The sequence below is a fragment of the Pseudarthrobacter sp. B4EP4b genome, assembly GCF_006680095.1.
Classification (GTDB): domain Bacteria; phylum Actinomycetota; class Actinomycetes; order Actinomycetales; family Micrococcaceae; genus Arthrobacter.
The window spans coordinates 31,689-46,621 of record NZ_VHIJ01000023.1 but is presented as its reverse complement, the minus strand read 5'-3'; the positions used below and the strand labels follow the sequence as shown (position 1 = coordinate 46,621).

Genomic DNA, 14,933 nt, shown 5'->3' with positions numbered 1-14,933 from the left:
CAGCCGGGGGACCAAGGTCCAGGCACGCGGAAGCCGGCACCGTTGGAGCCGCGCGCCACCTGGGCCCCGAGCGGGGAATGCCGGTGTGGTTGAAGATCGTCACCGGTATCCTGTCGCTGGTGATGATCGGCGCCCTTGCGTTCGCCGGATTTTGGTTCGTGCGGCTGCAAAGCAACATCTCCAAGGCCCCGCTGAACGCCGGCGGGGGCGGCACTGACGCTCCAGTGAGTGACGCCACCGGGCGGATGCAGATCCTGATCCTGGGCTCGGACACGCGCGACGGCCTGAACGGCGAGTACGGAACTTCTGATGATTCAAAGGGCTATGGCAAGTCCGACGTCATGATGCTGATGGATATTTCCGAGGACAACAAGCGCGTCAGCGTGATCAGCTTTCCGCGCGACCTCCTGGTTGATATTCCGGAGTGCAAGGACGAGAAGACCAAGCAGACCTTCCCTGCCCGCAGTGGTGTCATGATCAACGAGGCCATGGGTGAGGCGGGGATCGGCTGCGCCGTGGATACCGTCAACAAGTTGACCGGGTTGACGGTGGACCACTTCATGATGGCGGACTTCAACGCGGTGAAGGAACTGTCCAATGCCGTGGGAGGCGTGGACGTCTGCATCAGCGACGCCGTCTACGACCCCGATTCGCGGCTTCGGCTGCCCAAGGGGACCTCCGCCGTCCAGGGTGAAATGGCCCTCGCCTTCCTGCGCACCCGCCATGCATTTGCCGACGGCGGCGACCTTGGCCGCATCAGGGCGCAGCAGGGCTTCCTTTCCTCGCTTACCCGGAAAATCAAGGATGAAGGAACGTTGTCCGATCCCGGCAGGATGCTGAAGATCGCCGACGTCGTCACCCAGAACCTGACCGTGGACGAGGGACTCGCTTCCGTTCCCAGTCTGCTGACCATCGGCAACCGGCTCAAGGACATCGACATCAGCAAGGTCGCCTTCGTGGCGGTTCCCACCACCCCGGCGCTTGTTGATCCGAACAGGCTACAGATCGCGGAACCGGCCGGCCCGCAGCTCTTCTCCGCCCTGCAACGGGACATCGACCTGACTGACCCGACGGCGCCCACCACGCCTGCGCCCAGCGAGACGCCCTCCGCAGCTCCAACCGAGACGGCCACCCCCCTCCCGCCCTATGACAAGGCGGTCCAGCCTGTCACTGTGGCCAACGGCAGCGGCCTTCCCGGCCGCTCTCAGGAGATCGTGCAGGCCCTGGTCTCCGGCGGGTTCACCCAGACCGGACGGTTCGAGGCCGTGGCTGTGGACCAGTCCGTGGTCTACTACGGGACCGGCTTCCAGGACGTAGCCGCCGACGTCGCCGCCCAACTGGGGATACCCGCAGCACAGATCCTCCCGGCTCCGGCAGTATCGGGTGTCCAGGTCTACCTCGGCACCGACTTCACCTCGGGGACCACCTACGGTGCGCAGGTCGCGTTGCCCGATGACATTGTCAACCAGACCGCCGGCGATGCCACGTGCCAGCAGGCCAATCCGGAGCTGATCGTCAACAACTAGCCGGCGTTGGCTGCAGGCCACACCAACCAGCACTAAAAAATCGGGGCCCGCAATGGCGGGCCCCGATTTTTTAATGGCTACCAGATGCTGACGCGCTCCCCGGGGGCCATCCACATCCCGTCCTGGTCAGTGACGTCGAATGCTTCGTGGAAGGCGTCCAGGTTCTTCGCAATGGCGTTGGTCCGGAACTCGTTGGGGGAGTGCGGGTCCGTGGCGAGCCGGCGGATCGCCTCCTCACTCCGGATGACCTGCCGCCAGCCCGCTGCCCAGGAAGCAAAGAAGCGTTGCTGCCCCGTGAGGCCGTCAAGGACCTCGGGCTCCTTGCCGTCCAGGCTGATCAGGTAGGCCTTGTAGGCAATGGCCAGGCCGGCGAGGTCGCCGATGTTCTCGCCAAGCGTGAGCCGGCCATTGACGTTATGCCCCGGTGCTGCATAGGGGGAAAGGGCATCATACTGGGCCACCAGTTTCGCAGTCAGCTGCTCGAAGGCCTGGCGGTCCTCGTCGGTCCACCAGTTCCGAAGCGCCCCGCCGCCGTCGAACTGGGACCCCTGGTCATCGAATCCGTGGCCGATCTCGTGACCGATGACCGCCCCGATCCCGCCGTAGTTCACGGCATCGTCAGCGTCGGCGGTGAAGAACGGCGGCTGCAGGATCGCCGCCGGGAACACAATCTCGTTCATCATCGGGTGGTAGTAGGCGTTCACGGTCTGCGGGGTCATCAGCCACTTGTTGCGGTCCACCGGCTTGCCCACCTCGTCCAGGTGCCGGTCGACGTCGGCATTGTGGGCCCGTTCGACGTTGCCCAGGAGATCAGCAGGGTCGATCTCCACGGCGGAGTAGTCAATCCATTCCTCCGGGTAGCCGATCTTCGCGCGGAACCCTTCCAGTTTCCGCAGCGCCTCCGCCTTGGTGGCCTCACCCATCCAGCCCACGGCGGTGATGCTCTGCCGGTAGGCCTCAATCAGGTTGCCAACAAGTGTCTGCATCCGCGCCTTGTGGGTTTCCGGGAAGTGCCGGGCAACATAGATCTGCCCAACGGCTTCGCCGAGGGCTCCCTCCACCACGCCCACGCCGCGCTTCCAGCGGTCCTTGTTCCGCGGCGTTCCGCTGATGGTGGTGCCGTAAAACGCAAAGTTGGCGTCGACGAAAGCCGAGGACAGGTAGGGCGCCGCGGCACTGACCACACGCATGGCAAGCCATTCCTGCCAATGGGCCAAAGGCTCGGACTCGAGGAGCCCGGCGGCGCCGTCGAAGAATGGCGGGGTGCTCACCACAATCTCCTGCCGCTTGGCCTCATCGATGCCGGCGGCTTCGAACCAGGCTGACAGCAGAGGGAACAGTGCCGAGGCCTCGTCCGCTGTCTTCAGGTTGTAGGTCTTCTGCGGATCCCGCAGCGTGACGTTGTCCCAGTGATGTGATGCCAGCTTTGTTTCCAGCTCCACCACCCGTGCGGCGGCGGCACCGGCGTCCGGCACCTCCGCCAGATCCAGCATCGTGCGTACATGTGCCTCGTAGGCGGTGACCATCGCCGAGAACTTTTCTTCCCGATAGTAGGACTCGTCCGGCAGCCCGAGGCCGCCCTGTCCCGTGTAAAGGAGGACGCGGTCCGGGTTCCCTGCATCCGGTGCCGGGTAGATGTAGAAGAGTCCGCCAACATCGGCGCGGAACAGCCGGCCCGCCAGGGACACAAGATCGGCCACGGACGTGGTCGCAAAAACGTCGGCCAGGCGCTGGCGGATCGGTTCCATCCCCTTGGCCTCCGCGGCTGCTTCGTCCATGAAGCTGCTGTAGAGCCCACCCACTTTCCGCTCGATGCCGCTGGCGTCCGCGCCCTTCGCAGCCGCTTCCTCGATAATGTCGCGGACGGCGATTTCCGATCCGTCGCGCAGCGCGGTGAACGTGCCTTCGAGGGGCCGGTCATCGGGAATCTCGGTGGCCTTGAGCCAGGCCCCGTTCACATGCTGGTAGAGGTCATCCTGCGGCCGGACAGTGTTATCAAAGGTGGACAGGTCGATCCCCGAAATGGGCACGGAAGCTCCTTCTGACGAAGAGCCGCGGCCAGCTGGATACCGGGCGGCGTCTGCATGGTGGACGTAACGGACGGTAGTGCCCTTTCATCTTACGCATGCGTGCTACCCTCAAAAGGTGCGTGCAGAGCTTCTTCTTCTTAGCTGCCGCGGCGAGGCCTCAGACGCGATCTAGCGCAAGGCCACCCTCGCTGCGGAGTTTGTGTTGCCCGGCCACCCTTTCAAAGAAGAACCACAGAAAAGGCCCCGATAGTAATGCGAAACGCACAGAAGCCCTCCGGAATGCCCGCCCACCGTTACACGCCGTTCCAGGACCAGATCAAAGTTGAGCTGCCGGACCGCACCTGGCCGGACAAGATCATCACCAAGGCTCCGCGCTGGTGCGCAGTGGACCTGCGCGACGGCAACCAGGCCCTGATCGATCCGATGAGCCCGGCCCGCAAGATGAAGATGTTCGACCTGCTGGTCCGGATGGGCTACAAAGAGATCGAAGTCGGCTTCCCCTCCGCCTCCCAGACGGACTTCGACTTTGTCCGCCAGCTCATCGAGGGCAACCACATCCCGGACGACGTCACCATCCAGGTCCTGACCCAGGCCCGCGAGCACCTGATCGAACGGACCTATGAGTCCCTGGTCGGGGCCAAGCAGGCCATCGTCCACCTCTACAACTCCACATCAGTGCTGCAGCGCCGGGTGGTGTTCAACCAGGACGAGGACGGAATCCTGGACATCGCGCTCCAGGGCGCACGCCTGTGCAAGAAGTACGAGGAGACCCTCGCGGACACACACGTGACCTACGAGTACTCCCCGGAATCGTTCACCGGCACCGAGCTGGAATATGCCGTGCGCGTCTGCAACGCCGTCGCCGATGTGTTTGAAGCCTCCGCTGACCGCCAGGTCATCATCAACCTGCCCGCCACCGTGGAAATGGCCACCCCCAACGTTTACGCCGATTCGATCGAGTGGATGAGCCGCCACCTGCACCCGCGGGAGGGCATCATCCTCTCCCTGCACCCGCACAACGACCGCGGAACGGGCGTCGCGGCCGCGGAACTGGGTTACATGGCCGGTGCGGACCGGATCGAGGGATGCCTCTTCGGCAACGGTGAGCGGACCGGCAACGTGGACCTGGTCACCCTGGGCCTGAACCTCTTTGTCCAGGGCATCGACCCCATGATCGACTTCTCCAACATCGACGACGTACGCCGGACCGTCGAGTACTGCAACCAGCTGCCCGTCCCGGAGCGTTCCCCCTACGGCGGCGACCTCGTGTTCACCGCGTTCTCGGGATCGCACCAGGATGCCATCAAGAAGGGCTTCGAGGCCCTGGAGCGCGATGCAGCCGCCGCCGGCAAGGACGTGGCCGACTTCACCTGGCAGGTTCCGTACCTGCCTGTGGATCCCAAGGACCTGGGCCGCAGCTACGAAGCCGTGATCAGGGTCAACTCGCAGTCGGGCAAGGGCGGCGTGGCCTACCTGCTCAAGAACGAGCACAGCCTGGACCTGCCGCGGCGCGCCCAGATCGAATTCTCCGGCGTCATCCAGAAGCGCACGGACACCGTGGGCGGCGAAGTCAGCGGAGCCCAGCTGTGGCAGGTCTTCCAGGACGAGTACCTGCCGTCCGGGAAAGCTGACGGGCAGTGGGGACGCTACTCCCTGGGCGGGGTCAAGACAGAAACAGATGCCGACGGCGGCATGACGCTGCACGCCTCCCTCACCGTGGACGGCGTTGAGGTCCAGCGCACAGGGACCGGCAACGGTCCCATCGCCGCACTGCTGAGCATCCTGGGCGAGGACGGCGTGGACGTCCGGGTGCTGGACTACAGCGAGCACGCCCTCTCTGAAGGCGGAAACGCCATGGCCGCCGCCTACGTCGAATGCGCCGTGGGGGAACGCGTCCTCTGGGGTGTAGGTATCGACGCCAACACCAGCATGTCCTCCCTCAAAGCCGTGATCTCAGCGGTCAACCGCGCCATCCGGGACGCCCAGGGCTGATGCCGGATATTGTGCCGCCGGGCAATGCCCGGCGGCACAATGGCAGGGGCATCACTGGTGTCCGGGGGCGGCTGTCCGGGAGCGGCGCGAGGCCGCACCGCAAAGAAATGGGAAGATAAGGCGTGGCCCAACACTCTTTCGCCTCCCGCGCGTACCGGGACGACGCCGTCGTCCTCCGTACCCACAAACTGGGTGAGGCGGACCGCATCATCACGCTCCTGACCAAACACCATGGCCAGGTCCGTGCCGTCGCCAAGGGCGTCCGGCGGACCAGCAGCCGGTTCGGCGCCCGCCTCGAGCCCTTTATGGTGGCGGACCTGCAGCTTGTGTCCGGGAAGAGCCTGGATATCGTCACCCAGGCAGTGGCCAAAGGGGCCTACGGCGGCCGCATCGCCGCAGACTATGGCCGGTATACGGTCGCCGCCGCCATGACGGAGACCGCCGAAAAACTCACGGACGTCGATGGCGAATCGGGAACCGCACAATACAACCTGCTGGTCGGGGCGCTGGCTTCGCTCAGCCGGGACGAACATGCCGCGGGGCTGATTTTGGACTCCTACCTGCTCCGGGCCCTCGCCACCGGCGGCTGGGCGCCGAGCTTCACGGACTGTGCCCGCTGCGGACAGGCTGGGCCCCACAACGCCTTTTCGGCGCCTTTGGGCGGGATGGTCTGCGCCGGATGCAGGCCGCCGGGATCACCGGCGCCCGCGCCGGAAACGGTGGTGTTGCTGGCCGCGCTCCTGACCGGGGAGTGGGCAACGGCAGACGCCTCACTGCCGGTACACCGCAAGGAAGCAGGCGGCCTGGTGGCCGCATACCTGCAATGGCATCTTGAACGAGTACTGAAGTCCCTCAAACATGTGGAGCGCAGCTGACAGTGGCCCTGGGAAAAAAGAACAACGCAGCCCCGAAGCGGAGCCACCCCGTGGTTGCGCCCTACCCCCATCCCTCCGGCGCCGTTGCGCCGTCCATCCCGTCAGAGTTCATTCCGCGCCACGTGGCCATTGTGATGGACGGCAATGGCCGCTGGGCCAACCAGCGGGGGCTGCCCCGAATCGAAGGGCACAAAGCCGGCGAGCCGGCACTGCTGGATGTGATGGCCGGGGCCATCGAGCTGGGGATTGAGTACGTGAGCGTCTACGCCTTCTCCACCGAAAACTGGCGGCGTTCCCCTGAGGAGGTGCGCTTCCTGATGGGATTTAACAAGGACGTGCTACGGCGGCAGCGGAACCAGCTCGACGAATGGGGCGTCCGGGTCCGCTGGTCCGGCCGGCGGCCGCGGCTTTGGGGCTCAGTCATCCGCGAACTCGAAGAAGCAGAAGAGTTCACGGCCGGCAACAGTACGTGCACGTTAACCATGTGTGTTAATTACGGCGGCCGGGCGGAAATCACGGACGCTGTCTCCGCCATCGCCGCCGACGTTGCAGCGGGCAGGCTCAAGCCCGGCGCCATCACCGAGCGCACTATCCAGAAATACCTTGACGAGCCCGACCTCCCGGACGTGGACCTTTTCCTGCGGAGCTCCGGAGAGCAGCGGCTGTCCAACTTCATGCTCTGGCAGTCCGCCTACGCCGAGTTCGTGTTTATGGACACCCTGTGGCCCGACGTCGACCGCCGCACCCTGTGGACTGCAGTGGAAGAGTACGCCCGCCGGGATCGCCGGTACGGCGGTGCCGTTGACGCTGCCGGCCCGGCAAGAGACGCCGCACAGTAGGGCCATCCGGGGCAGGTCACGCTTCCACCTTCACGCCGTCCCGCCATAGGCAACGAGCCAGCGCGCCAGCCTCTCGTAGGCGTCGGCGCGGACGGCAGCGGGGGAGAGGAACACATCGTGCAGGGCACCGTCGATCCTTTCAACCGTGACCGTGCGGCCCAGGGTGAGGGCCCGGGCGGCAATAACGTTGACGTCAAGCACGGCGTCGGTCCGCCGCATCTCCTCCGACCAGAAGAGGCCATTGGCGCTTCCGCGGGACAACAGCACCAACACCGGGACCTCGAGGTTGAGGCCGCGTGCCACCCTTGCGTGGCCGGCGAGCACGGCGCTGAGCCAGCCCGCCCGGACCGGAAACGCCATGGGCGGACGGTACTGGTCATCCAGGGCCCATTCGCCCTCCGCCGCGCTGCTGATGGTGCGCCAGTAGAAGCCGCGCGGCGGCAGGCGCAGCACCGCCTCCGGACGGAAACGTGCTACCGGCCCCACCATGCCGTAGGCCGCGCGCCGGACCAGGGCGCTCCCATGCATCTCCAGCCACGGACTGTTGAGGATCAGCTGCGACACGGCCCCGGGGTGTCTGCTTGCCCACAATGCCGCAACCAGCCCGCCCGTCGAATGGCCCATCAGGGTCAGCGGGGCGGCAGCGCCCTCCTGGCCGATGAGCCGGTATGCCGTCTCAATTTCAGCGTCATAGTCGGCCAGATCGGACACATATCCGCCTGGGGATCCGGGGCGCAGGCTGCGTCCGTGGTTGTGCATATCCAGGGCGTAAAAGTCGTAGCCTGCGGACGACCAGAAACGGGCCAGGTCAACGTTGAAGAAGTAGTCGCTCCAGCCGTGCAGGAAGAGGACGGCCCTCCGGGGCTTCGTGGATGCAACTGGCTCCTGGCTGGACTCCCGCTGCCCTGATTCCTGGTGGGCCGGCCGGAACCGGACCAGCGTGGCCGTCCGCTCCACCGCGTCGTCCCCGACGGCGGAAAAGGCATAGGATTCGAATTCCTCGCCCAGGATGTCCCGCTGCCATTCCATGGCTTTATGCTAATCCGCCTTCCAGTTCCTTTGCCTCGTCCGGCCCGGTCCGTGGAGGTCCCGGTTCGTCTCGTGGCCGCTCCGTTTGGTGTGGCGCCAACAAGACGGAAAACTAGGATGCATGCGCGTTTACCCCACATTCTTCAGGCTGGCCTTTTCATGGATGGACGCCGAGCGCGCCCACAAGATCGGATTCAAGGGCATCAGGCTCGCGCACCGCTCGGGAGCAGGGAAAGTCCTGGCGAAACTGACAGCGCCGGCACCATCTCTGCAGACAACGGCGTTCGGGATCACCTTTCCCTCGCCCTTTGGCCTTGCCGCGGGCTTCGACAAGGAAGGCCACGGCATTGAAGCCCTCACTGAGCTCGGCTTCGGCCATGTCGAGGTGGGAACCATCACCGGCCAGGCCCAGCCCGGCAACGAAAAGCCGCGCCTGTTCCGCCTGATTGAAGACCGGGCCGTGATTAACCGGATGGGATTCAACAACGACGGCGCCACTGCCGTGGCCCCGCGGCTGAAGGCTGCCAGGGCTGCCCTTCAACGCAGGCACCCTTCTGTTCGCCCCGTCATCGGCGTCAACATCGGCAAGACCAAGGTGGTGGAACTGGCAGACGCCGTGGAGGACTACCTGGTCAGTGCCCGCAGCCTCGCCCCCGCCGCGGACTACCTGGTGGTCAACGTCAGCTCGCCCAACACGCCCGGGCTGCGGCTCCTGCAGGATGTTCAGAGCCTCCGGCCGCTGCTCACGGCCGTGGGAGAAGAAGCAGACCGTGCCGCCGGCCGCCACGTTCCCCTGCTGGTGAAAATCGCGCCCGACCTGAGCGATGAGGATATCGACGACGTTGCCCGCCTTGCGCTGGACCTGAAGCTGGACGGCATCATCGCCACCAACACCACCATTGCCCGCACCGGTCTGGCCAGCCCCGCGGAGCAAGTGGAAAAATGCGGTGCAGGCGGGCTTTCCGGCGCACCGCTGAAACAACGCTCCCTGGACGTGCTGCGGCGGCTCAAGGAAATTACCGGTGATTCCCTGACCCTGGTGGCGGTTGGCGGCGTGGAGACTGCCCAGGATGTCCAGGACAGGCTCGACGCCGGAGCAACCCTGGTGCAGGGCTACACGGCCTTCCTGTATGAAGGACCCTTCTGGGCTGCCCGCATCAACAAGCAGTTGGCGAAGAACCGCACGGCCCAACCGGCTTTGTAGTTTCAAATAGACAACCCCGGCGGGTCATCCCGCCGGGGTTGTTTTTGTTCTGTGGGGCGCCTGTCCCGCCGCAGGGGATCAGGCCGGGTACTGCCCGCGCTTGACCTGGGGCTTGGGCAGCCGGAGCTTGCGGAACTGCAGTGAGCGCATGGAGCCGTACCAAACGGTGCCGCGCTCCACCTCGCCGAACTTTTCGGCCAGCCGCTTGCGGAGCTTGCGGGAGAGGATGAACACGTCCACGAAGACGGCCAGGAACATTACCCAGAAACCACCCAGCACATAGATCATCATGTCGCTGGACGCCGGCACCACCAAGGACACCAGGACAAATACCAAGGCGCCGAACATCAGGTATTCGCCGAGGCTGAACCGTGCATCCACATAGTCACGGGCGAACCTCTTCTGCGGCCCCTTGTCCCGGAGCGGGAGGAACTTCTCGTCCCCGGTATCCAGCGCCTGGCGCATCTTGAGGCGCTGGTCCTGGACGGCCTGCCGCTCGGCAGCCTTCGAGGCTTTGCGGTCCTCGGGCACCAGCGGGCGCCTGCGGGCCGCTTCCTGAGCCTTGCGCGTTGGGGTGGGGGCGCCCTTGCCGGCTACGCCGCCCTGCCGCGCCGCAGCATCCGCAGCCTGCTGGTCAATTAATTCCTGCGCCGAGGGCGCTTCCTTTTTACGTCCGAACACCTGAACAGAATACCTTGCGGGAGGGCGCCGGATTCCTGTGTCTGCGCATGCCTGCGGCAACGCCCAATGTGACGGGGGTAATGTTTTTTCCATGACTTCACCCTCACCGGAAACCCCGGTCAGTTTTGTCGGTGCCCAAACGGCCGGTTCCGGCTCCGCCGCGGTTACGGAAGACCTCCGGGCCGCCATAGACCGTTCCTTTGACCAGACCCTCACGCGCCTCAAGGACCTCGTGGCGATTCCCGGTATCGCCTGGCCCAGTTTTGACAGGTCGCCCCTTGAGCGGAGCGCGGAAGCCGTAGCAGTGCTGCTGCGGGATTCCGGTCTCGAAGACGTTCAAATCCTCGGCTGTGACAAACCGGACGGCACTCCCGGCGGCCCCGCCGTCGTCGCCCGCCGTCCCGCCGCGGAAGGCAAGCCCACCATCCTGCTGTACGCGCACCATGACGTCCAGCCAGCAGGCGACGAAGCACTGTGGGAAACAGAACCTTTCGCCGCCGTCGAGAAGAACGGCCGCCTGTATGGCCGGGGCGCTGCGGACGACAAGGCCGGCATTATGGCGCACATCGCCGCTTATGCAGCAGTTTCCGAGGTCCTCGGTGCGGAGCTTGGCCTGGGGGTCACCTTCTTTATCGAGGGTGAAGAGGAAGCCGGCTCACCCACGTTCAGGCCTTTCCTGGAGGCGAACAGGGAACTCCTCCGCGCCGATGTGATTGTCGTCGCGGATTCCAGCAACTGGAAGGTGGGCATACCCGCCCTGACAACAAGCCTTCGGGGGCTGGTGGACGGAACCATCGAAGTCCAGGTCCTGGAGCACGCGGTGCACTCAGGGATGTTCGGCGGCCCCGTGCTTGATGCCCCCACCCTGTTGGCGCGCCTGATTGCCACCCTCCATGACGACGACGGCAACGTCGCCATCCCGGGGCTCGTCGCCACTGATAACGCCTCAGTGGATTTCCCCGAGGCCGACTACCGGGCCGACGCTTCAGTGCTCGACGGCGTCCGCCTCGCCGGCACGGGCAGCATCGCCTCACGGCTCTGGACGAAGCCTGCCCTGTCCATCATCGGCTTTGATGCGCCGGCCGTGGATGTGGCATCCAATACGCTGCTGCCCAGGGCGCGGGCGAAGTTCAGCCTGCGCCTGGCGCCCGGGCAGTCGCCGGAGGAAGCCATGGCGGCAGTCCGCAAGCACGTTGAGTCCAACGCCCCCTTTGGCGCAAAGGTCACTTTTACGCCGGGGGAGAGCGGCAACCCGTTCCAGACGGACACATCCTCGGCTGCCGCAGCCTTGGCCATGTGGGCGCTGGGGGAGGCGTGGGGCGTGCCGGCGGTGGAGACCGGAATCGGCGGTTCCATCCCGTTCATCGCCGACCTCACGGAGCTCTACCCCGACGTCCAGATCCTGGTGACGGGGGTGGAGGACCCGGACTCGCGCGCCCACAGCGCCAACGAGTCGCTGCATCTCGGGGATTTCCGGAAAGCCATCCTTGCCGAAGCGCTGCTGCTCGCGCGGATGGACAGCGGCGGGCTCCAGGAAGCCTGAGGTCCTGGCCAGGCTCCGCGGGAACAAGAGCGGCCCCTGCATGGTTACGTCAGGAGTTAGAGCTACACGTGCGCCCCGCGTAGCATGTAGCTATAGCCCATACCGTATCCGTAGGGGCAGGCCACCGTTAGCGCGGGGCCGCCAGACCGTCCTAAGAAGGTAGGCCAATGAGCACCGCAACCAATGAGAACAGCACCGAGACCACCAGCGCTGCTACTGATGAGCTGCCCGTCCACGAGGTCAACCTGACCGACGTCGCCGCAGGCAAGGTCCGCAGTCTCCTTGAGCAGGAAGGCCGCACGGACCTCCGCCTCCGTGTCGCCGTGCAGCCCGGCGGCTGCTCAGGGCTGATTTACCAGCTCTACTTCGACGAGCGCCTCCTTGACGGAGATGCCGTCCGCGACTACGACGGCGTTGAGGTAGTGGTGGACAAGATGAGCGTTCCGTACCTCAGCGGCGCCAGCATCGACTTCGAAGACACCATTTCGAAGCAGGGCTTCACCATCGACAACCCGAACGCCGGCGGCTCCTGCGCCTGTGGAGATTCGTTCCACTAGAACCGGTTGTTTCGCCTGGTGCCGGCGCCGTGGCCTCCCGCAATCAACACTGCGGGAGCCACGGCGCCGACATGTGGGCGAAACGCCCGGGGGAGCGGTAAGCTCTACACCGAGTAGTAAAACTTTTAGTGTGCCCGCGGCGCCGATGGGCTGCCCGGACAACAGCAACAAGTAGGAAGGGCCGTCTGTGAGTTCGCAGAACCGAACCGGCAGCCGACGCAAAACGATCACCACGATCTCAAGCTTGGCAATTGCCGGCGCGTTGGTTTTGACCGGATGTTCGCCAGAGGTAGAGAAGGGGTGGCTGCCCACAGAACGTGGCACCACCAACAACAGCGACCGCATCATGGACCTCTGGGTCAACTCATGGATTGCCGCCCTTGCTGTGGGCATCATTACCTGGGGCTTGATCGTCTGGTGCCTGGTCGCCTACCGGCGCCGCAAGGGCACCGTGGGATTCCCGCGGCAGACCAGCTTCAACCTTCCCCTGGAAGTCTTTTACCTGACCATCCCCCTGTTTATGGTCCTGGTGTTCTTCTACTTCACTGACCGTGACCAGCAGGCCATTGATGACCGCTCCAAGCCCGCCGACGTCGTTGTTGATGTCCGCGGCAAGCAGTGGGCCTGGGACTTCAACTACAAGTCCGGCGACGTCATCGAAGAAGACCTCCACGAGGCCGGCGTCCAGGCGCACCTCACGGGTAACACGATCGACAAGGAACAGCTCCCCACGCTGTACCTGCCCGTCAACAAGTCCGTTGACCTCGAACTCAACGCACGCGACGTGATCCACTCCTTCTGGGTTCCCGCCTTCCTGCAGAAGCGCGACATGATCCCCGGCAAGACCAACTACATCCGGTTTACCCCCACTAAAGAGGGCACCTACGACGGCAAGTGCGCCGAACTCTGCGGCGAGTACCACTCCGAAATGCTGTTCCGCGTCAAGGTGGTGTCGGAAGCTGAATTCCAGGCCCACATGGAAGAGCTCAAGGCCGCCGGCAACACGGGCCTCCTTGGTGTGGAGTACGACCGCAACCCGAACCTGAACGAAATTAAGTAAGGGGAGCGACGTGGCTACGTACACTCAATCCGCACCCACCGGAGTCCTCACGGCTCCCGTGGTTCCCAAATCCAAGGGACGCATCGTCGTCAACTGGATCACCTCCACTGACCACAAAACCATCGGGTACATGTACCTGATCGCTTCGTTTGTGTTCTTCTGCCTCGGCGGCGTGATGGCACTGCTGATCCGCGCCGAACTGTTCGAGCCCGGTATGCAGATCCTGCAGACCAAGGAGCAGTACAACCAGCTGTTCACCATGCACGGCACCGTGATGCTGCTGATGTTCGCCACCCCGCTTTTCGCCGGCTTCGCGAACGTCATCATGCCCCTTCAGATCGGCGCACCCGATGTCGCGTTCCCGCGGCTGAACGCACTGGCCTTCTGGTTTTTCCTCTTCGGCTCCACCATCGCGGTGTCCGGCTTCATCACCCCGCAGGGTGCCGCTTCCTTCGGCTGGTTCGCCTACGCGCCGCTGTCCAACACCACATTCAGCCCCGGCATCGGTGGCGACCTGTGGGTGTTCGGCCTGGCACTGTCCGGCTTCGGCACCATCCTTGGTGCGGTCAACTTCATTACCACCATCATCTGCATGCGCGCACCGGGCATGACCATGTGGCGGATGCCGATCTTCACCTGGAACACCCTGGTCACCGCCATTCTGGTACTCATGGCGTTCCCGCCGCTGGCCGCCGCGCTGTTCGCACTCGGTGCCGACCGCCGCTTCGGTGCCCACATCTTCGATCCCGAAAACGGCGGTGCCGTCCTCTGGCAGCACCTGTTCTGGTTCTTCGGCCACCCCGAGGTGTACATCATCGCGCTGCCGTTCTTCGGCATCGTTTCCGAGATCTTCCCGGTCTTCAGCCGCAAGCCGATCTTCGGCTACAAGGGCCTGGTGTACGCAACGATCGCCATCGCCGCCCTGTCCGTGACCGTGTGGGCCCACCACATGTACGTCACCGGCGCCGTGCTGCTGCCGTTCTTCGCCTTCATGACCATGCTGATCGCGGTGCCCACGGGCGTGAAGTTCTTCAACTGGATCGGCACCATGTGGCGCGGATCGCTGACGTTCGAAACGCCCATGCTGTGGAGCATCGGCTTCCTGATCACCTTCCTCTTCGGCGGCCTCACCGGCATCATCCTGGCATCCCCGCCGCTGGACTTCCACGTCTCCGACTCCTACTTCGTGGTGGCACACTTCCACTACGTGGTGTTCGGCACCGTGGTGTTCGCGATGTTCGCAGGCTTCTACTTCTGGTGGCCCAAGTGGACCGGCAAGATGCTCAACGAACGCCTGGGCAAGATCCACTTCTGGCTCCTGTTCCTCGGCTTCCACGGCACCTTCCTCATCCAGCACTGGCTGGGCGTCGAGGGCATGCCCCGCCGTTACGCGGACTACCTGGTGGAGGACAACTTCACCTGGATGAACCAGTTCTCCACCGTGGCCTCGTTTGTCCTGGGCGCATCGCTGATCCCGTTCTTCTGGAACGTCTACATCACGTGGCGCAGTGCCGAAAAGGTACAGGTGGACGACCCCTGGGGCTTCGGCGCCTCGCTCGAGTGGGCCACGTCCTGCCCGCCGCCGCGGCACAACTTC

General features: G+C 64.7%; 12 protein-coding genes. 9 read left to right on the top strand and 3 right to left on the bottom strand.

Translation table 11 applies throughout. The features are described from left to right. The first annotated feature begins 77 nt into the window (after window positions 1–77). Window positions 78–1,526 carry an LCP family protein gene (locus FNL14_RS08620; protein WP_142059366.1) on the top strand — a complete coding sequence of 483 codons (1,449 nt, stop codon included), beginning with the start codon at window positions 78–80 and terminating at the stop codon, window positions 1,524–1,526. Window positions 1,527–1,603: 77 nt separating this feature from the next. Here FNL14_RS08620 and FNL14_RS08615 read toward each other — a convergent pair whose 3' ends face one another. Next, window positions 1,604–3,556, bottom strand: a complete 1,953-nt coding sequence (locus tag FNL14_RS08615) for a M13 family metallopeptidase (RefSeq protein ID WP_142059257.1) — start codon at window positions 3,554–3,556, stop codon at window positions 1,604–1,606. A 252-nt stretch (window positions 3,557–3,808) separates the two neighbouring features. Here FNL14_RS08615 and leuA point away from each other — a divergent pair, with 252 nt between their 5' ends. From leuA to FNL14_RS08600, 3 genes are all read left to right on the top strand, one after another. After that, window positions 3,809–5,548 carry a 2-isopropylmalate synthase gene (leuA, locus tag FNL14_RS08610; RefSeq protein ID WP_142059255.1) on the top strand — a complete coding sequence of 580 codons (1,740 nt, stop codon included), beginning with the start codon at window positions 3,809–3,811 and terminating at the stop codon, window positions 5,546–5,548. A 122-nt stretch (window positions 5,549–5,670) separates the two neighbouring features. Beyond that, window positions 5,671–6,423: a DNA repair protein RecO gene (recO, locus tag FNL14_RS08605; protein WP_142059253.1), complete on the top strand. Its 753-nt coding sequence runs from the start codon at window positions 5,671–5,673 to the stop codon at window positions 6,421–6,423. 2 nt (window positions 6,424–6,425) lie between these two features. After that, window positions 6,426–7,262, top strand: a complete 837-nt coding sequence (locus tag FNL14_RS08600) for an isoprenyl transferase (protein ID WP_091419949.1) — start codon at window positions 6,426–6,428, stop codon at window positions 7,260–7,262. A 30-nt stretch (window positions 7,263–7,292) separates the two neighbouring features. Here FNL14_RS08600 and FNL14_RS08595 read toward each other — a convergent pair whose 3' ends face one another. After that, complete coding sequence (locus tag FNL14_RS08595; protein ID WP_142059251.1) at window positions 7,293–8,291, bottom strand: alpha/beta hydrolase; 999 nt, start codon at window positions 8,289–8,291, stop codon at window positions 7,293–7,295. Between the two features lie 121 nt (window positions 8,292–8,412). Between FNL14_RS08595 and FNL14_RS08590 the strand changes: the two genes are divergently transcribed. After that, on the top strand, window positions 8,413–9,495 hold the full coding sequence (locus tag FNL14_RS08590) for a quinone-dependent dihydroorotate dehydrogenase (protein ID WP_142059249.1): 1,083 nt from the start codon (window positions 8,413–8,415) through the stop codon (window positions 9,493–9,495). Between the two features lie 78 nt (window positions 9,496–9,573). Here the strand turns inward: FNL14_RS08590 and FNL14_RS08585 are convergent, their stop codons facing one another. Then, the gene (locus FNL14_RS08585) at window positions 9,574–10,176 is read right to left on the bottom strand and encodes a DUF3043 domain-containing protein (RefSeq protein ID WP_091419954.1); all 603 of its coding nucleotides are present in this window, start codon (window positions 10,174–10,176) and stop codon (window positions 9,574–9,576) included. A gap of 91 nt (window positions 10,177–10,267) precedes the next feature. On the opposite strand from FNL14_RS08585, the gene FNL14_RS08580 reads away from it, so the two are divergent. The 4 genes from FNL14_RS08580 to ctaD all read left to right on the top strand — a co-directional run. Then, entirely contained in the window at window positions 10,268–11,719 is a 1,452-nt protein-coding gene (locus FNL14_RS08580; protein ID WP_142059246.1) for a dipeptidase, read from the top strand. A gap of 167 nt (window positions 11,720–11,886) precedes the next feature. After that, on the top strand, window positions 11,887–12,276 hold the full coding sequence (locus FNL14_RS08575; RefSeq protein WP_050055216.1) for an iron-sulfur cluster assembly accessory protein: 390 nt from the start codon (window positions 11,887–11,889) through the stop codon (window positions 12,274–12,276). Window positions 12,277–12,463: 187 nt separating this feature from the next. Further along, window positions 12,464–13,336 (top strand): cytochrome c oxidase subunit II, encoded by an 873-nt coding sequence (gene coxB, locus FNL14_RS08570; RefSeq protein ID WP_091419957.1) that lies wholly within the window; start codon window positions 12,464–12,466, stop codon window positions 13,334–13,336. A 10-nt stretch (window positions 13,337–13,346) separates the two neighbouring features. Further along, window positions 13,347–14,933, top strand: a 1,587-nt coding sequence (gene ctaD, locus FNL14_RS08565) for a cytochrome c oxidase subunit I (protein WP_142059364.1), incomplete at its 3' end; no start/stop codon positions are given.

Coding starts and splice junctions, on each gene's coding strand:
- FNL14_RS08620 (WP_142059366.1), top strand. CDS start 78: ATGCCGGTGTGGTTGAAGATCGTCACCGGTATCCTGTCGCTGGTGATG.
- leuA (WP_142059255.1), top strand. CDS start 3,809: ATGCGAAACGCACAGAAGCCCTCCGGAATGCCCGCCCACCGTTACACG.
- FNL14_RS08595 (WP_142059251.1), bottom strand. CDS start 8,291: ATGGAATGGCAGCGGGACATCCTGGGCGAGGAATTCGAATCCTATGCC.
- FNL14_RS08590 (WP_142059249.1), top strand. CDS start 8,413: ATGCGCGTTTACCCCACATTCTTCAGGCTGGCCTTTTCATGGATGGAC.
- FNL14_RS08580 (WP_142059246.1), top strand. CDS start 10,268: ATGACTTCACCCTCACCGGAAACCCCGGTCAGTTTTGTCGGTGCCCAA.
- FNL14_RS08575 (WP_050055216.1), top strand. CDS start 11,887: ATGAGCACCGCAACCAATGAGAACAGCACCGAGACCACCAGCGCTGCT.